Origin of the sequence: Streptomyces sp. NPDC006551 (assembly GCF_040611675.1) — a bacterium.
Classification (GTDB): domain Bacteria; phylum Actinomycetota; class Actinomycetes; order Streptomycetales; family Streptomycetaceae; genus Streptomyces.
The window spans coordinates 59167-76317 of record NZ_JBEXOT010000023.1 but is presented as its reverse complement, the minus strand read 5'-3'; the positions used below and the strand labels follow the sequence as shown (position 1 = coordinate 76317).

15 protein-coding genes are annotated in these 17151 nt (G+C 73.1%); 11 read left to right on the top strand and 4 right to left on the bottom strand.

Features of this window, described 5'->3' with window-relative positions; all coding sequences use genetic code 11:
- The first annotated feature begins 33 nt into the window (after nt 1-33).
- The 11 genes from ABZY12_RS21085 (at nt 34) to ABZY12_RS21035 (ending at nt 14096) form a co-directional block, all read left to right on the top strand.
- Entirely contained in the window at nt 34-2106 is a 2073-nt protein-coding gene (locus ABZY12_RS21085) for a right-handed parallel beta-helix repeat-containing protein (RefSeq protein WP_356892454.1), read from the top strand.
- Between the two features lie 5 nt (nt 2107-2111).
- Nucleotides 2112-2939 carry a hypothetical protein gene (locus ABZY12_RS21080; protein WP_356892514.1) on the top strand — a complete coding sequence of 276 codons (828 nt, stop codon included), beginning with the start codon at nt 2112-2114 and terminating at the stop codon, nt 2937-2939.
- Nucleotides 2936-4198, top strand: a complete 1263-nt coding sequence (locus ABZY12_RS21075) for a hypothetical protein (RefSeq protein WP_356892452.1) — start codon at nt 2936-2938, stop codon at nt 4196-4198. Before ABZY12_RS21080 ends, ABZY12_RS21075 begins: the two co-directional genes overlap by 4 nt.
- A gap of 133 nt (nt 4199-4331) precedes the next feature.
- Nucleotides 4332-4922, top strand: coding sequence for a TetR/AcrR family transcriptional regulator (locus ABZY12_RS21070; RefSeq protein ID WP_356892512.1), 591 nt, complete (start codon nt 4332-4334; stop codon nt 4920-4922).
- A 105-nt stretch (nt 4923-5027) separates the two neighbouring features.
- Entirely contained in the window at nt 5028-7223 is a 2196-nt protein-coding gene (locus tag ABZY12_RS21065) for a molybdopterin oxidoreductase family protein (RefSeq protein ID WP_356892450.1), read from the top strand.
- 134 nt (nt 7224-7357) lie between these two features.
- Complete coding sequence (locus ABZY12_RS21060) at nt 7358-8770, top strand: CitMHS family transporter (RefSeq protein ID WP_356892510.1); 1413 nt, start codon at nt 7358-7360, stop codon at nt 8768-8770.
- A gap of 153 nt (nt 8771-8923) precedes the next feature.
- Nucleotides 8924-9574, top strand: coding sequence for a hypothetical protein (locus ABZY12_RS21055; RefSeq protein ID WP_356892448.1), 651 nt, complete (start codon nt 8924-8926; stop codon nt 9572-9574).
- On the top strand, nt 9561-10382 hold the full coding sequence (locus ABZY12_RS21050) for a class F sortase (RefSeq protein ID WP_356892446.1): 822 nt from the start codon (nt 9561-9563) through the stop codon (nt 10380-10382). The genes ABZY12_RS21055 and ABZY12_RS21050 overlap by 14 nt, the downstream gene beginning before the upstream one ends.
- A 629-nt stretch (nt 10383-11011) precedes the next feature.
- On the top strand, nt 11012-11488 hold the full coding sequence (locus ABZY12_RS21045) for a DUF3574 domain-containing protein (RefSeq protein WP_356892444.1): 477 nt from the start codon (nt 11012-11014) through the stop codon (nt 11486-11488).
- A 110-nt stretch (nt 11489-11598) separates the two neighbouring features.
- Entirely contained in the window at nt 11599-12990 is a 1392-nt protein-coding gene (locus tag ABZY12_RS21040) for an aldehyde dehydrogenase family protein (protein ID WP_356892442.1), read from the top strand.
- Nucleotides 12991-13010: 20 nt separating this feature from the next.
- Nucleotides 13011-14096: a zinc-binding dehydrogenase gene (locus tag ABZY12_RS21035; RefSeq protein WP_356892440.1), complete on the top strand. Its 1086-nt coding sequence runs from the start codon at nt 13011-13013 to the stop codon at nt 14094-14096.
- Between the two features lie 149 nt (nt 14097-14245).
- Here ABZY12_RS21035 and ABZY12_RS21030 read toward each other — a convergent pair whose 3' ends face one another.
- The 4 genes from ABZY12_RS21030 to ABZY12_RS21015 form a co-directional block, all read right to left on the bottom strand.
- Nucleotides 14246-14647 (bottom strand): excalibur calcium-binding protein, encoded by a 402-nt coding sequence (locus ABZY12_RS21030; protein WP_356892438.1) that lies wholly within the window; start codon nt 14645-14647, stop codon nt 14246-14248.
- Between the two features lie 93 nt (nt 14648-14740).
- A complete protein-coding gene (locus ABZY12_RS21025) occupies nt 14741-15655 on the bottom strand; it encodes a DMT family transporter (protein WP_356892436.1) in 915 nt (304 codons plus the stop codon).
- Nucleotides 15656-15687: 32 nt separating this feature from the next.
- Nucleotides 15688-16383, bottom strand: a complete 696-nt coding sequence (locus ABZY12_RS21020) for a winged helix-turn-helix domain-containing protein (RefSeq protein ID WP_356892434.1) — start codon at nt 16381-16383, stop codon at nt 15688-15690.
- Nucleotides 16384-16470: 87 nt separating this feature from the next.
- Nucleotides 16471-17148 carry a TetR/AcrR family transcriptional regulator gene (locus tag ABZY12_RS21015; protein WP_356892432.1) on the bottom strand — a complete coding sequence of 226 codons (678 nt, stop codon included), beginning with the start codon at nt 17146-17148 and terminating at the stop codon, nt 16471-16473.
- Between the last annotated feature and the right edge of the window lie 3 nt (nt 17149-17151).

Below are 17151 nucleotides of genomic sequence, written 5' to 3'. Positions count from 1 at the left end.
CCAAAAGATGAACATTGCTCTACTCTCACGCCCATGTGGTGGACCCGCAGGCTCCTTGTCACGCTCTCGGTCGTCCTCGCGGCGCTTGCCGCCGCCCTTGTCACCGCCCCCGGGGTCCAGGCCCACGAGGAGCGGCCCGTCACCTTCCCCGACGGCTCCGGCAGCGTGCCGACGCTGCGCACGGGAGAGCCGGACCTCCTGGTCTGCAAGACCGACCGTGCCGACTTCGACCGCCGGATCTCTGGCTTCCCCGCCGCCCTGAAGGCCCGGAACCTGGCACTGTTCGAGCGCTGCGCGCGCGGCGGCCACCGCCATCTCCAGCAGGCCGTCGACGCCGTCGACAGACCCGGCATGACCATCGCCGTCCTGCCCGGCCTGTACGAGGAGGAGCCCTCCCAGCCCCCGCCGTCCGGAGCGTGTGCCTCACTGGACGCGCCACGATCGGCGCTCGGCTACCAGATCCTGTCGTACGAACAGCAGAAGCGGTGCCCGCACAACCAGAACCTGGTCGCGATCCTCGGCAAGAAGAACCTCCAGATCGAGGGCACCGGAGCCTCACGCCTCGACGTCGTCCTCGACGCCAGGTACACCAAGCTGAACGCCCTTCGGGCCGACCGCTCCGACGGGATCTACTTCCGCAACTTCACCGCCCAGCGCACCACCTTCAACTCGCTGTACGTCCTCGCGGCCGACGGGTTCGTCATCGACGACGTCCTGACCCGGTGGAACGACGAGTACGGGTTCCTGACCTTCGCCTCCGACCACGGCCTGTACAAGAACTGCGAGTCGTACGGCAACGGCGACTCCGGCATCTACCCCGGCTCGGCCTCCGACATCAACAACGGCCGGGGCTACGAAGTGCCCCGCTACTCCATCGAGATCACCGGGTGCCGCAGCCACCACAACATGGTCGGCTACTCGGGCACCGCCGGTGACTCGGTGTGGGTGCACGACAACGAGTTCGACCACAACATGGGCGGCGCCTCCATGGACTCCGCCTTCCCCGGCCACCCCGGGCTCCCGCAGAACCACGCCCGCTTCGAGCGGAACCTCATCCACGACAACAACCAGAACTACTACCGGTACGTCGCCGACGGCACCTGCGCCAAACCGCCGGTCGAGCGCGGCTACGAACAAGGCGTGGTCTGCCCGCAGATCTCGATGCCGCCGGGCACCGGCGTCATCACGGCGGGCGGCAACTGGAACCTGTACGAGAACAACTGGGTGTACGGGCACCAGCGCGCCGCGTTCTTCCTGAGCGCCGTCCCCGCCTTCATCCGGGGGGAGTCGGCCTGGGGCAAGCAGACCGACACCTCCCACCACAACCGCTACGCCGGGAACCATCTGGGCGTCGACCGGTCGGGCGCCTCCCGCCCCAACCGTACGGACGTGTGGTGGGACGGCCAGGGCGGCGGCAACTGCTGGCAGGCCGACACCGGGGCCTCCACCCCGGGCGCCCTGCCCGAATGCGGCGCACGGTGGGGCGAGGTGTCCGGGAACACCGACCGGCTCGTCGGCGAACCGGCCAAGCTCGCCCACCTCCTGGTCTGCGCCGACTACGACGTCCAGGCGCGGCGGCTGCCGGCCGGCTGCGACTGGTACGGCGCGCGGGGCGTCCAGCGCGTCGAGACCCAGCTCGCCCTGGCGTGCGCGGCCGTCCTGGCCTTGGTGGGCGGCGCCCTGTGGTGGCGGCGACTCCGCGGCAGCCGTCTGGCGGGCGCGGCGACCCTGACCGGCCTCCTCGGTCTGGTCCTGGACGTGGCCGGCTCCCACCTGGGCCTGACCTCCGGCTTCGTCCCCGCCCTCGCCCTTCTGCTGATCGGCGCCTGGTGGACGGCCCTGGGTCTCGCTCTGCTGCCGGTGCGCCCCGCCTTCGCCTGGACCACCCTGGCCCTGGGCGGCCTCACCCTGCTCGACGCCTTCGACAAGGCGGTCCTGATGATCCCCTGGATCCCCCTCAGCCCGGCCTGGATGCGCGGCCTGCTCGCGGTGGTCTGGGTCCTCTGGGCGGTCGTCGCGTCGGCCCGCCCGTCGGACGGGCCCGCCGCCGCGCGGGACGACGGCGCCCCCGCCCCCGCCGCCCCGAGCGCCGAGGTGACCGGATGAGCCCCATCGGGTCGGCCCGGCGCGCGCCTCGCCGTCGAACCCTCGCCCTTGCCGGGGCGGGGCTCGCCCTCCTCGTCGTCACCGGCTGCGGAGGGCGGGCCACCACGCACCACAAGCCCGGCACCAGCCACCAGGAGGCCACCACGGGCAGCGGTACGTTGCTCGCCGCCAAGGACGAGGCGGGACACCGGCTCCGGGAGGTGCCGGCGCGAGGCGCCCCGGCCGTACGGGTCGAGGCGCGGCCCGACTCCGAGGGCGGCTGGAACGTCCACCTGGCCGTGGAGAGGTTCCGGTTCACCCCGGAGAGCGTCGGCGGCGCGGCCATCCCCGGCAGAGGCCACGCCCGGCTGCTCGTCGACGGCCGGGAGACCACCCGCCTGTACGGCCCCTGGCACCATGTGCCGCCCGGCGCCCGCACCGTGACCGTCCGCCTCCACGCGGACGATCACACCGTCTGGGCCGTCGCGGGCAGCCCCGTCGAGGCCACCGCCCGCCTCGGCACGCCCGCCCCCGGCACGAGCACATCCGGCGCGCCCACGGCCGGCACGACCGCACCCGGAGCGCCCGTCCACGGCCGGACCGTCGAGATCACCATCAGCGGAACCTCCGTACAACCCCCTCCCTCCCGCGTCGAGTTGAGGAAAGGTGACAGTGTCACCCTCCGCGTCACCAGCGATCGCGACGACACCCTCCACGTCCACGGCTACGACCGCGAACTCCCGCTCCCCGCCGGCCGCCCGGCCTCCCTCACCCTCACGGCCGACCGCAGCGGACTCTTCGAGGTCGAGACCCACGCGTCCGGACTCGTGCTGACCCAGCTCGTCGTCCGGTGAACGCCCTCGCCCACGGCATCGGCTCCCAGCGCGACCTGCCCCTCTCGCCCTTCTACGCGTACGCGGGCGCCTTCGCCGCGCTCCTCGTCTCCTTCCTCGCCCTCGGTCTGCTCTGGTCCTCCTCCCGCTTCCGCGGCGACCGCGCGGGCCACCCGCTGCCCGCCGTCCTCCAGCGCCTCGCCGACGCCGCCGCCACCCGCACCGCCCTCCGCCTGCTCGGCCTGGCCGCCGCGGTCACCGTCCTCCTGCACCTCCTCCTCGGCCCCGACGACCCCGACCGCAACCCCGCACCCGGCGCCGTCTACGTCCTGCTCTGGGTCGGACTCGTGCCCGCCTCCCTCCTCCTCGGCCCCGTCTGGCGCCTCCTCAACCCGCTGCGCACCCTGCACTCCCTCCTACCGCCGAGAAATCCCCGACCGCTGCCCCCCGCCCTCGGCACCAGGCCCGCCGCCGCCGCTCTCCTCCTCTTCGCCTGGCTCGAACTCGCCGCCCCCGACCCCTCGTCCGCCTCCTCCCTCCTGACCTTTCTCGCCGTCCTCACCGCCGTCCAACTCCTCGGCGCCGCCCGCTACGGCGCACGCTGGTTCGCGCACGCCGACCCCTTCGAGGTGTACTCCTCCCTCCTCGCCCGGCTCTCCCCGTTCGGCCGCCGCGCCGACGGCCGGCTCGTCGTGCGCTCCCCCTTCAACAGCCTCGACTCCACCCCGCAGGCCCCCGGGCTCGTCGCCACCCTCTGCGTCCTCCTCGGTTCCACCGCCTACGACGGCCTCTCCGACCACCCCCGCTGGATCACCACCCTCCAGACCTCGCCCCTCGGACCCACCGCCACCGCCACCCTCGGCCTGCTCGCCGCCGTCGCCCTCGTCGCCTCCCTCTACGGCCTCTGCGCCGGCGTCCTGCGCCTGATGTCCCCCGAACTCTCCCGCCCGCTCACCTCCTTCGCCCACTCCCTCCTGCCGATCGCCCTCGGCTATCTCGTCGCCCACTACTTCACACTCTTCGTCACCGAAGGCCCACGTACCGTCATGATGGCAGCGGGCACTGACAACGCCCCCTCGCCCGCTCCGCCGCTGGGCCCCGGCGGCCTCGCCACCCTCCAGGTCCTCGCCGTCGTCACCGGCCACGTCCTCGGAGTCGTCGCCGCCCACGACCGCTCCGTGCGCCTCTTCCCACCCGCGCGAGCGGTCGCCGGTCAACTCCCCCTGTTCGCGCTGATGATCGTGTACACCCTCGGCGGCATCGGCCTGCTCGTCGCCTGACCCCGGCCGGAGCGGCATCATGGTCCCCGTGCCCCAGCCCAGCCCGCCCGACAGGCCCAGCCCGCGCGCCAACCCCAGCCCGCCCGACAGGCCCAGCCCACGCGCCCCGGTCGTCCCGCCCACGCCGCCCGCCCTGCGCCGCACCCCCGTCCAGCAGCGCAGCGCCGACCGTCTCGCCCGGATCCTCGACGCCTGCGCCGAGCTCCTCGACGAGACCGGTTACGAACAGCTGAGCACCCGGGCCGTCGCCGTCCGCGCCGGCGTCCCCATCGGCTCCGTCTACCGCTTCTTCGGCAACAAACGCGCCATGGCCGCCGCCCTCGCCCATCGCAACCTCGACCGCTACGCCGCGCGCATCACCGCCCGCCTCGCGGTACTCCCCGCCGTCGACGCCCACGCGGCCATCGACACCGTCCTCGACGAGTACATCGCGATGAAGCGCACCGTCCCCGGCTTCGCGCTGGTCGACTTCGGCGTCCCGTCTCCCGGCGAGTCGGGCGAGGACGACCCCAACCACCTGGTCGCCGACCGCCTCTGCGAGCTGCTCGCCGCCCCCCTCGGCCGTTCCGTCGACGAGACCCTGCGCCGCAAGGTCCTCGTCGGCGTCGAGGCCACCGACGCCCTGCTCCAACTCGCCTTCCGTACCGCGGCCTCCGGCGATCCGGCCCTCATCGCCGAGACGCGCGAGCTGCTGTACGCGTACCTCGCGCCCTCCCTGTCGTGACCGTGCCCGGTCGAACCCCGACCGTCGCCACCCTCCCGCTCATCCCTACCGGTCGGTATGCTCGGCGACACCCGCTGCCCGCCCCAGCGCTCCAGGGAGCCCGCCATGTCCACCGCACTGCGCATCTGCCCCCTCTGCGAAGCCACCTGCGGGCTGACCCTGACCCTCGAAGGATCCCGGGTCACCGGGGCCCGGGGTGATCGTGACGACGTCTTCAGCCAGGGCTTCATCTGCCCCAAGGGCGCCTCCTTCGGCGAGGTCGACGCGGACCCCGACCGGCTCAAGGGACCCCTCGTGCGCGAGAACGGCGCCCTCCGGGAAGCGACCTGGGCCGAGGCCTTCGACATCATCGCCGCCCGGATCCGGCCGCTCGTGGAGGAGTACGGGCCGAACGCCGTGGGTATCGTCCTCGGCAACCCGAACGTCCACACCATGGCCGGCGCCCTCTATCCGCCCCTGCTCCTCGGGGCATTGGGGACGCGGAACCTCTTCACCGCGTCCACGCTCGACCAGATGCCCAAGCATGTCTCCAGCGGGCTGCTCTTCGGCGACCCGTTCGCCGTCCCCGTACCGGACCTGGACCGCACCGCGCATCTGCTGATGCTCGGCGCCAACCCCCTGGAGTCCAACGGGAGTCTGTGCACCGCCCCCGACTTCCCCGGCAAGCTCAAGGCCCTGCGCAAGCGCGGCGGCACCCTCACCGTCGTCGACCCGCGCCGCACCCGCACGGCCGCGCTCGCCGACCGGCACCTCGCCATCCGCCCCGGCGCCGACGCCCTCTTCCTCGCCGCGCTCACCCACACCCTCTTCGAGGAGGGCCTCACCGACCTCGGCGCGCTCGACGGCCATGTCGAGGGCGTGGAGGACGTCCGGGCGGCGGTACGGGAGTTCACCCCCGAGGCGGTCGCCGCCGCCTGCGACCTGGACGCCGCCACCATCCGTACCGTCGCCCGTGAACTCGCCGCCGCGCCCTCGGCGGCCGTCTACGGACGCATCGGCAGCTCCACCGTCGCGTACGGCACCCTCGCCAGCTGGCTCGTCGACGTCCTCAACATCCTCACCGGCAACCTCGACCGCCCTGGCGGCGCCCTCTTCCCGCTCTCCGCCACCGCCCCCGCCTCCCGCCCCGCCGGCCCGGGCAAGGGCTTCGCGCTCGGCCGCTGGCGCAGCAGGGTCTCGGGCCATCCCGAGGTCAAGGGCGAGTTCCCAATGGCCGCTCTCGCCGAGGAGATCGAGACCGAGGGCGAGGGCCGGATCCGCGCGGTGATCACCATCGCCGCCAACCCGGTGCTGTCCGCACCCGACGGGCGGCGCCTCGACGCGGCCCTCGGCGCCCTCGACCTCATGGTCGCCGTCGACCCGTACCTCAACGAGACCAGCCGCCACGCCGATGTCGTCCTGCCCCCGCCGCCGCCGTCCCAGAGCGCGCACTTCGACTTCGCCTTCAACGGCTTCGCCGTCCGCAACCAGGTTCGCTACACCCCCGCCGCCGTCCCTCTGGAAGAGGGGCGCATGGACGAGTGCGAGATCCACGCCCGGCTGATCCTCGCCGTCTCCGGCATGCACGGCGCCCCGCCCTCGGCCGTCGACGACCTCGCCATCGACACCGCCCTCGCCAGGGCCGTCACCCAGGAGCACTCACCTCTCTTCGGGGGCGACGCGCGGGAACTGGCCGGGCTCCTCCAGGGCCGCACCGGCCCCGAGCGGCGCCTCGACATGATGCTGCGCCTGGGCCCGTACGACCTCGTCCTCGACGACGTCCGCCAGGCGCCGCACGGCATCGACCTCGGCGCGCTGAAGCCCCGTGTCCCTCAGCTCCTCAAGACCCGCAGCGGGCGCGTCGAGCTGCTGCCGGAGCCCCTCGCCGCCGACCTGCCCCGGCTGCGCGCCGCCCTGGACGCGGAGCCGGACGGACTCGTGCTCGTCGGCCGCCGCCATCTGCGCTCCAACAACAGCTGGCTGCACAACGTGCCCTCCCTCAACGGCGGCTCCAACCGGTGCACCCTCCAGGTCCACCCGCGGGACGCCGACCGGCTCGGGCTCGCCGACGGCAAGCCCGCCCGGATCACGGCGGAGGGCGGTGCGCTCGACGTCGAGGTGGAGATCACCGACACCGTACGGACCGGGGTGGTGAGCCTGCCGCACGGCTGGGGCCACGACCGACCCGGCACCCGCCTCGCGGTCGCCGCCGCCCGGCCGGGCGTCAACGTCAACCAGCTCCTCGACGGCTCCCGGCTCGACCCGCTCTCCGGCACCGCTGTCCTCAACGGATTCCCCGTCGACGTATCACCCCTGCCGTGACCTGGGGTTTTGCTCGTATTGCTCACGCGTCAACATCTTGTTAACGGCTGAAGAGGGCACCTAACGTCATCCGAACCGCCGCACCGGTGGAGTCCTCCCGGTGGGAGTTCAAAGGTGAACGTGAGGTGTCCTCCATGCTGACCGTCCTCGGCTTCGCCATGATCGCGACCTTCCTGGTCCTGATCATGATGAAGAAGATGTCGCCGATCGCGGCGCTCGTTCTGATCCCCGCGCTGTTCTGTGTCTTCGTCGGGCAAGGTGCCCAGCTCGGCGACTACGTCCTCGAGGGCGTCGGCAAGCTCGCGCCCACCGCGGCGATGCTGATGTTCGCCATCGTCTACTTCGGCGTGATGATCGACGTCGGCCTCTTCGACCCGATCGTCCGGGGCATCCTGCGCTTCTGCAAGGCCGACCCGGTGCGCGTGGTGGTCGGTACGGCGCTGCTGGCCGCGATCGTCTCGCTGGACGGCGACGGCTCCACCACCTTCATGATCACCGTCTCCGCCATGTATCCGCTCTACAAGCGGCTCGGGATGAGCCTGGTCGTCATGACCGGAGTCGCCGCCACCGCCAACGGCGTCATGAACACACTGCCCTGGGGCGGCCCCACCGCCCGCGCCGCCACCGCGCTCAAGCTCGACGCGGCCGACGTCTTCGTGCCGATGATCCCGGCGCTCGGCGCGGGCCTGCTCTTCGTCTTCGTCCTCGCGTACGTCCTCGGCCGCCGCGAGCGCAGGCGGATCGGCTACCTCACCCTCGACGAGGTACTGGTGACGGAGCCCGAGACCGAGACGGTCCTGGTGAAGACCGGCGCGGGTGGGGGCGCGGACGCCCGCAAGGCCGCCGGCGGGCCCGGCGACACCCCCGGGCTGCCCGAGGGCCCGGACGCCGGCCACGGCGAGGGCTTCCAGGGCCTCGACCCGGACCGCCCGACGCTGCGGCCCCGGCTGTACTGGTTCAACGCGGGTCTCACCGTCGCGCTGCTCAGCGCGATGATCCTCGAGCTGCTGCCGATTCCGGTCCTCTTCCTGATCGGCGCCGCCCTCGCGCTCACCGTGAACTACCCGAAGATGGCGGACCAGAAGGCCCGGATCGCCGCCCACGCGGACAACGTCCTCAACGTCGCCGGCATGGTCTTCGCCGCCGCCGTCTTCACCGGCGTCCTCACCGGCACCGGCATGGTCAAGCACATGGCCGACTGGCTCGTCGGCGCGATCCCCGAGGGCATGGGCCCGCACATGGCCCTGGTGACCGGCCTCCTCAGCCTCCCGCTCACGTACTTCATGTCGAACGACGGCTTCTACTTCGGCGTGCTCCCGGTCCTTGCCGAGGCGGGCGCCGCGCACGGGGTCTCGCCGCTGGAGATCGCCCGCGCCTCGCTCGTCGGCCAGGCCCTGCACATGTCGAGCCCGCTGGTGCCGGCCGTGTACGTCCTCGTCGGCATGGCGAAGGTCGAGTTCGGCGATCACACGAAGTTCACGGTGAAGTGGGCGGCGCTGACGTCGCTGGTCGTGCTGGGCGCGGGAATACTCTTCGGGATCATCTAGCCCGCGGGGTCACGTCAGGTGACCGAGCGCTCCGCCGGAGGGGTGAATATGGAGGGTGTCGCGGCCGAGTCGACACCCTCTGCGTTCATGTCATGACAGATAGTCAGATTATCGGTTGATCACCGACGTCTTCATGACTGGAGGAACCCCCGCATGTCAGCTCTGCCTGTCCGCTCCCTGCTGTCCACCGCCGTGGCCACCTGCGCCCTCGGCACGGTGGCCCTGGCCGGTGCGCCCGCGGCAGTCGCCGCCCCCGGCGACAACGGCGACGTCAAGGTCCACCACGCCGGGCGTCCCGACGAGCCGCCCCGTACGCCCGAGAACGACCAGCGCAACGAGCCCAAGGTCTGCACGTTCTACTTCTCCGCCCTCAGCTTCGACGGGCTCCAGGCGCTCACCTGGTCGGTCGTGCCGCAGCCGCTGAAGGGCGGCCTGGTGAAGAGTGGCACGATCACCGTCGATTCCGAGGGCAACGGGTTCACTCCTGACCTGGAACTCTCCGACGGCTTGTACAAGGTCGAGTGGACCTGGCCGGGTCAGATGGGCGCCAAGAAGAGCAAGGTCTTCAAGGTCGACTGCGGCAACTACACCCACCCCCCGCAGAACAGCAACGGCGGTGGCAACGGTCACGGCAAGCCCCCGCACGGCCCCGTCGGCGCGGGCGGTGGCGGTAGCGCCGAACTCGCCGCCGACGACTCCGCCTTCGGTGTCGGAACGGCACTCACCGCGGGCCTCGCCGGTACGGCCGGGCTGATCCTGCTCCGTCTCCGTCGGTCGCGCCGCCGCACCGATGGCGCCGCGTAGGTCCCGCTACACGCGCAGGCAGCGGCGCCTCTTCCGGCTCGCCCGGACGGTGGTGGTGGCCCTGTCACTGGTCGTCGGCGGCATCTGGTGGGCCCAGGACGAGGAACCGTCGGGCCCACCGATCGCGGCCGCCCCGGCCGCGCACGGGGCGGCCGAGGTGCCCGCCGAGGCCCCGGCCGTACCCGCGCACCAGCCCGACCAGAAGCCCCGGGCTCAGCCCACGCCGAAGCCCAAACCGGAGGTGAAGCCCAAGGCGGAGGTGAAGCCCAAGGCGGAGGTGAAGCCCCAGGCAAAGCCGGGGCCCAAGGTGAAACCGGGGCCCAAGGGGTCGCCCGCGCCTCTGGGGCGGTCGCGCCCCACCGGCCTCGCCGTCCCGGCGATCACCATCGAGGCGCCGGTCGTCGGGCTGGGGCTGGACTCGTCCGGTCGGCTCGCCACCCCACCGGTCGACAACCCGCGCGTCGTCGGCTGGTACCGGCAGGGCCCCACGCCGGGCGAACGCGGCACGGCCATCGTCGTCGGCCACCGCGACACCCGCACGGGACCCGCCATCTTCCTCAACCTCAACGCGCTCAGCCCCGGCAACACCGTCCGGGTCGCCCGGGCGGACGGCCGGGTCGCCGTCTTCACGGTCGACAAGGTCCGCACGTACACCAAGGCCGAATTCCCCGACAGTGAGGTGTACGGCTCCACGGGCCGGCCGGAGCTGAGGCTCCTCACCTGCGGCGGAGCGTTCGACCGGAAGAAGGGCTACGAGGCGAACGTCGTCGTCTACGCCCACCTCACGGATCTCGACCGGAAGATCTGACCGCGTTTCAGGCGGACGCCGTCCGGCGGGCCCACGCCACCCTGGTGCGTGCCCGCCGGATACGGCGGCTCCGCCGCGTACGCAGCCGCCCGGTCGACCCGCCCTGACGCCGCACGTCGAGGCCGGGCAGGACCAGGCCAGGCCAGGCGCGGCCCGGCCTTGCCGGGCAGGACCAGGCCAGGCCAGGCGCGGCCCGGCCTTGCCAGGCAGGACCAGGCCAGGCCAGGCGCGGCCCGGCCTTGCCAGGCTCTGCCCGGCCTGGCCCCGCCGGCGCGCGGCGACGCCCCGGCCCGGCCCGACGCGGACTGGTCCTCTCCGATCTGGCCTGGCCCGCAGCCGTGCCGCGCCGGCCCGACGCGGCTTGGTCCCGCCTGGTCCGGTCCGGCCCGGTCCGGTCCGGTGCGCCGTAGGGTGCGCCCCCGAGCTCGGCACGGCCCGCCGCACGGCGCCGGCCTCCCATCTCCGCGAGCCGCTCGCCGGCCCGCTCCGCAGGTACCCCCTCGGCGGCCGCCACCTCGGCCGCCCCTCCGGCGTGCCCGCGGGCCGGGAGCCCAGACCGCTTGCCGGCCCCCCGCCGCGAGTCACCGGGATCAGAGCCCACCACCCCCCAACACCTCAGGGATGCACGCATGCCCCACCCCCTGCTCGCCACCCGTCGCCGCCTGGCCGCCTGCGCCGCCGGGCTGCTGATCGTCACAGGTGCCCCCACCGCGTACGCCACGCTCGGGGACGAGACGGCTCAGGGGTCCGCCGTCTCGACCGCGCGGAGCCGCGGAGCCGCGTACCTGGAGACCCGGCTGTTCTTCGGGACCGAGCGGCCCGACGGCGGGCCCGACGTCACCGACCGGCAGTTCATGGCCTTCGTCGACAAGGAGGTGACGCCCCGCTTTCCCGGCGGGCTCACGGTGCAGGACGGCCGTGGACAGTGGCGGGACGGGAACGGCACCATCGAGAGGGAGCGTTCGTACGAGCTGATCCTGCTGTACCCGGCGGCCGAGGCGACGGTCCATGATCCGCAGATCGAGCGGATCAGGCGGGCGTACCGGACCGCCTTCGCGCAGGAGTCGGTGGCGCGGCTCGACGAGCCGACCCGCGCCGACTTCTGAGGACCGGCGGCCTTGAGACGTGGGCCACGGCGGGCGGCCCTGGCGCCAGAAAACTAACAGCGCTAGTTTGGGTCCGACGCGAACCGGTCGGTGACGTGAGGAGACAGCGGATGAAGGCCCACGACGCGATGTACATCGGCGGGGAGTGGCGCCCCGCCTCCTCCACGGACACCATCCCGGTGATCAATCCGGCGGACGAGCAGGTCATCGCCCACGTCCCGGCGGGCACCGCCGAGGACGTGGACGCCGCCGTACGCGCCGCCCGCGCCGCCTTCCCCGGCTGGGCCGCCACCCCGCCCGCCGAGCGCGCCGCCCGCATCGGCGCCCTCCGTGACGCGCTCGTGGCCCGCGCCGAGGACATCGCCGCGACGGTCACGGCCGAGTTGGGAGCCCCGCCCAAGCTCGCCGCCGCCGTCCACACCGGACTGCCGATCGCCGTCGCCGGCTCCTACGCCGAACTCGCGGCCACCCACCCCTTCGAGGAGAAGGTCGGCAACTCCACCGTCTACTCGGAGCCCGTCGGCGTCGTCGGCGCGATCACCCCGTGGAACTACCCGCTCCACCAGATCGTCGCCAAGGTCGCCCCCGCGCTCGCCGCCGGCTGCACCGTCGTCCTCAAGCCCGCCGAGGACACCCCGCTGACGGCCCAGCTCTTCGCCGAGGCCGTCCACGAAGCCGGTGTCCCGGCCGGGGTGTTCAACCTCGTCACCGGGCTCGGCCCGGTCGCCGGTCAGGCGCTCGCCGAACACGAGGACGTCGACCTGGTCTCCTTCACCGGCTCGACCGCCGTCGGCAAGAAGATCGGCGCCGCCGCGGGCGGAGCCGTCAAGCGCGTCGCCCTGGAGCTCGGCGGCAAGTCCGCCAACGTCATCCTGCCCGGCGCCGACCTCGGCAAGGCCGTCGCCGCCGGCATCGCCAACGTCATGTCCAACTCCGGGCAGACGTGCAGCGCCTGGACCCGGATGCTGGTCCACACCGACCGGTACGACGAGGCCGTGGCCCTCGCCGCCGAGGCCGTCGCCAAGTACGTCCCCGGGGAGCGCGTCGGCCCGCTCGTCAACGCCAAGCAGCAGCAGCGCGTCCGCGGTTACATCGAGAAGGGCGTCGCGGAAGGCGCCCGGATCGTCGCCGGCGGTCCCGAGGCCCCGCGGGAGACCGGCTACTACGTCTCCCCGACCGTCTTCGCCGACGTCACCCCCGGCATGACCATCGCGCAGGAGGAGATCTTCGGGCCGGTCGTCTCGATCCTCCGGTACGAGGACGAGGACGAGGCCCTCGCCATCGCCAACGGGACCGTCTACGGCCTCTCCGGCGCCGTCTGGGGAGAACCGGAGGCGGCCGTCGCCTTCGCGCGCCGTATGGACACCGGCCAGGTCGACATCAACGGCGGCCGCTTCAACCCGCTGGCCCCCTTCGGCGGCTACAAGCAGTCGGGCGTGGGGCGCGAACTCGGCGCCCACGGTCTCGCCGAGTACCTCCAGACCAAGTCCCTCCAGTTCTGAGCGCCCGAGGAGTCACGAGCGTGAGCGTCATCCGTGCCGCCGTCCTGCCCGCCGTCGGGGCTCCTCTGGAGATCACCGGCATCGAACTCCCCGAACCGGGGCCCGGACAGGTCAGGGTCCGCCTGGCCGCCGCCGGGGTGTGCCACTCCGACCTCTCCCTGACCAACGGCACCATGAGGGTGCCCGTCCCGGCGGTCCTCGGCCACGAGGGCGCCGGAACGGTCGTCTCCGTCGGCGAGGGCGTCGCCCATGTCGCCCCCGGCGACGGGGTCGTTCTCAACTGGGCGCCGTCCTGCGGCTCCTGCCACCACTGCTCGATCGGGGAGGTATGGCTCTGCGCCGACGCCCTGACGGGGGCGGGGAACGTGTACGCCGTCTCCGAGGACGGCACCGAACTCCACCCCGGGCTGAACGTGGCCGCCTTCGCCGAGGAGACCGTCGTCGCGGCCAACTGCGTGCTGCCCGTCCCCGACGGAGTCCCGCTCACCGACGCCGCCCTGCTGGGCTGCGCCGTCCTCACCGGCTGGGGCGCGGTCCACCACTCCGCCCGGGTGCGGGAGGGGGAGTCCGTCGTCGTCTTCGGCGCCGGCGGCGTGGGTCTCGCCACCCTCCAGGCCGCCCGGATCGCCGGCGCCTCGCCGATCATCGCCGTCGACGTGTCGCCGGAGAAGGAGGCCCTGGCGCGGGCCGCCGGAGCCACCGCGTACGTCGTGGCCTCCGCGACGACCGCCAAGGAGATCCGGAAGCTGACGGGCGGCCACGGCGCCGACGTGGCCGTGGAGTGCGTCGGCCGCGCCACCACCATCCGTACCGCCTGGGACTCCACCCGCCGCGGTGGCCGCACGACGATCGTCGGCATCGGAGGCAAGGACCAGCAGGTCTCCTTCCACGCCCTGGAGCTCTTCCACTGGGGCCGCACCCTCTCCGGCTGCGTCTACGGCAACTCCGATCCGGCGAAGGACCTCCCGGTCCTCGCCGACCACATCCGCTCCGGCCGCCTCGACCTGAGCACCCTGGTCACCGAGCACATCACCCTGGACGGCATCCCGGACGCCTTCGCCAACATGCTGGCGGGCAAGGGCGGCCGGGCGCTCGTGATCTTCTAGGGGGTGTCTCGTCGATCAGCCCGGATCAGCGAGCGGTGTCGAGCGTGCGTGCCAGGCGTCGCGAGCCCGGCAAGATCGACGAGACACCCCCCAGGGAGCGGCCCCGACGGGTGACGGTGGAGCGCGGAGGCCCGGGGTGCCGTGGTCCGTCAAGCGCGCGGCCGGGGCCGGCGCCTGAGAAACGCGTAACCGACGGCTACGGTGGACGCGACGACAAGGCCGAGACCCAGGCCGGTCTCCCAGTCCGCGGGACCGAAGGCTCCGCCGATGCCACCCTGGGCCCCTCGTGTGGGCATCACGGTCGGCCGGTGGGAGGGAACGACGACCGTGCCACTCCGCCGCGGCAGTACTTCGCAGGCGATCTGGTCGTCCTGCCCCTGGTCCTCGTCGAGCCGGTGCGGGTCGCTCGGGTCCCTGTTGAACTCGGCCTGGGCATCCTCCTGAAAGGCGAAGTCCCGGCAGTCGAGATCCTGCGCGTGCGCCGCCCCCGCCAGAGGGACGACGGATGCGAAGGCCAGGGCTATGCCGGCGACGGCGGTGCGGTGTTTCATGTGCGCCTCCTCGTGGTCGGTGTGACCGTCGATTCGACGCTACGAGCGGGAAGGCCGAACGGCTCGGGACAGTGGGCCGAATGGCGCTGCCCCTCAGACGGTCTCGACGCTCTCGGCCGGGGTCTTCTCGGGCTTGGGACGGGAGCGGGACACCGCCACGCCCGCCAGGCAGAGCGCGCCGCCGGCCAGGGTGAGCAGGCCCGGGAGTTCGCCGAGGAAGAGCCATGCCATGAGGACGACCAGGGCCGGTACGGCGTACGTCGTCGCGCCCATCCGGCCCGCGGTCGTACGGGCCAGGGCGTAGGCCCAGGTGGTGAAGGCGAGGGCGGTCGGGAAGACGCCGAGGTAGACCATGTTCAGGGTCGCGGGGAGCGGAGCCCGGCTCGCCTCGGCGATCAGTTGTCCGGCGAAGGGCAGACAGGCGACCGAGCCCACCAGGCAACCGAAGGTGGTGACCTGGAGGGCGCTTCCGTGCGCCAGGGCGGGCTTCTGGGCGACGACACCGCCGGCGTACGCGATGGCCGCGACCAGGCAGAGCAGGACGCCGAGGACCGAGGCGTGGCCCTCGCCGGACATCGACAGGCCGACGGCGACCGCGCCGGCGAAGGACACCACCATCCCCGCGATCAGCCGCGGCGGCAGCGACTCGCGCAGGAACCGGGCGCCGAGCAGCGCGATCAGGATCGGGCCGATGTTCACGACCATCGCGGCGGTACCCGCGTCGACCTCCTGCTCGCCCCAGTTGAGCGCCACCATGTACGCGCCGAACCACAGCAGACCGGAGACGAGGATCCCCGGCCAGGCCGCCCGGGGCGGCACCCCTTCCCGGCGTATCAGGAGCACGGCGCCGAGGACGAGCGCCCCGGCGAGCAGTCGGCCGAGGGCGAGGGCGCCGGGGGAGTAGGCGGCCCCGGCGCTGCGGATGGAGACGAACGCGGAGGCCCACAGGACGACCGTGACACCGGCGGCGGCGAGAGCGAGCCGGGAGGTTGCGGGGGAGCTGGTCATGCGGAGACCGTAGGGCCCCGACCTTTCGGCGGTCACCGAATTATCACCGGCGTGATGCCCAGTACCCGGTGGAGGGCGTCCTCCCCCTCGGGAGTCACCTTCACGGCCCGCTCGGACCCGATCCGCACGCACCAGCCGTTCTCCAGCGCGTGCCGGCACAGCGCCGCACCCGCGATACCGGCCAGGTGCGGCTTCCGCTCGGTCCAGTCGAGGCAGCCCCGGGCGACCGGCCGCCGCCCTCTGGCCTCCAGGGGGATGCCCAGCTCCCCGAACCAGTCCACGCCCCGGTCCGTGAGCGCGAACCCGGTGTCCTGGCGGAGCAGTCCGCGTACGGTCATGGCCTCGGTGATCGCGATCCCGAGCCGCCCGGCCAGGTGGTCGTAGCAGGTACGCCCCCGCGCCATCGCCTGGCCCGCGCTCGCGGCCCGCAAGGTGTGCGGCGGCTCCGGGACGGCGGGCTCGGCGCGGGCCGCGAGGTCCTCGACGAGGTGGGCGACGCCGGGGTCGGCGAGGCGAACGTAACGGTGCCTGCCCTGTCGCTCCTCGGCGAGCACCCCGCCCGCGACGAGCTTCCCGAGATGCTCGCTGGCGGTGGACGGCGCCACGCGCGCGTGCCGGGCCAGCTCCCCGGCGGTCCAGGCGCGCCCGTCGAGCAGGGCGAGCAGGAACGCGGCGCGGGTCTCGTCCGCGAAGAGCGCCGCGAGCGCGGCGAGGTCTCTGGGTGCCATGGGAACCAGGGTCCCGCACGCACTGTTCGGCAGCGGCCGAACGGTTCCTCCGGCGTGCTCCAGCCGCGGCGTCCGGCCGTACCGCCGCTATGAGCCGCTCACCGACTCCTGCTTCGGCCACTTCCCCCGTGCCCCCGCCTCGTACTGCATCGCCAGCCCGTCGAGCAGCGCCCGCAGCCCCGTGTCGAACGCCCCCTCGTCGACCTTCTGGCGGTGCTCCGCCAGGAGGTGCGCCTGGCCGAGGTGAGGGTAGTCGGCCGGGTCGTACGCCGTCTCGTCGTCGACGAAGCCGCGGGCGAAGGAGCCGAGCGCCGAGCCGGTGACGAAGTACCGCATCAGCGCGCCGATGTAGGTCGCCTGGGCCGGGGGCCAGCCCGCCCGGACCATGGCGCCGAAGACGGCGTCCGCCACGCGCAGGCCCGCCGGACGACGGCCGGGGCCCTGGGCCAGGACCGGGACGATGTTCGGGTGGTCGGCGAGCGCGGCGCGGTAGGAGGCGGCCCAGTCGTGCAGGGCCGTACGCCAGTCGCGGTCGTCGTCCTCGTCGAACATCGACAGGTCGACCTTCGCGCTGACCGCGTCGGCGACGGCGTCGAGGATCTCGTCCTTGGTGCGGAAGTGGTTGTAGAGCGACGGCCCGCTCACCCCCAACTCGGCCGCGAGACGGCGTGTGGAGACGGCCGCGAGGCCCTCGGCGTCCACGAGCGCGCTCGCCGTCTCTACGATCCGGTCTCTGCTCAGGAGGGGCTTGCGCGGTCGGGCCATGGC

What these genes read in the sequence shown, in the direction of transcription:
- ABZY12_RS21085 (WP_356892454.1), top strand. Translation starts at nt 34, where the DNA reads ATGTGGTGGACCCGCAGGCTCCTTGTCACGCTCTCGGTCGTCCTCGCG.
- ABZY12_RS21065 (WP_356892450.1), top strand. Translation starts at nt 5,028, where the DNA reads ATGTCCACCGCACTGCGCATCTGCCCCCTCTGCGAAGCCACCTGCGGG.
- ABZY12_RS21060 (WP_356892510.1), top strand. Translation starts at nt 7,358, where the DNA reads ATGCTGACCGTCCTCGGCTTCGCCATGATCGCGACCTTCCTGGTCCTG.
- ABZY12_RS21055 (WP_356892448.1), top strand. Translation starts at nt 8,924, where the DNA reads ATGTCAGCTCTGCCTGTCCGCTCCCTGCTGTCCACCGCCGTGGCCACC.
- ABZY12_RS21050 (WP_356892446.1), top strand. Translation starts at nt 9,561, where the DNA reads ATGGCGCCGCGTAGGTCCCGCTACACGCGCAGGCAGCGGCGCCTCTTC.
- ABZY12_RS21045 (WP_356892444.1), top strand. Translation starts at nt 11,012, where the DNA reads ATGCCCCACCCCCTGCTCGCCACCCGTCGCCGCCTGGCCGCCTGCGCC.
- ABZY12_RS21040 (WP_356892442.1), top strand. Translation starts at nt 11,599, where the DNA reads ATGAAGGCCCACGACGCGATGTACATCGGCGGGGAGTGGCGCCCCGCC.
- ABZY12_RS21030 (WP_356892438.1), bottom strand. Translation starts at nt 14,647, where the DNA reads ATGAAACACCGCACCGCCGTCGCCGGCATAGCCCTGGCCTTCGCATCC.
- ABZY12_RS21025 (WP_356892436.1), bottom strand. Translation starts at nt 15,655, where the DNA reads ATGACCAGCTCCCCCGCAACCTCCCGGCTCGCTCTCGCCGCCGCCGGT.
- ABZY12_RS21020 (WP_356892434.1), bottom strand. Translation starts at nt 16,383, where the DNA reads ATGGCACCCAGAGACCTCGCCGCGCTCGCGGCGCTCTTCGCGGACGAG.
- ABZY12_RS21015 (WP_356892432.1), bottom strand. Translation starts at nt 17,148, where the DNA reads ATGGCCCGACCGCGCAAGCCCCTCCTGAGCAGAGACCGGATCGTAGAG.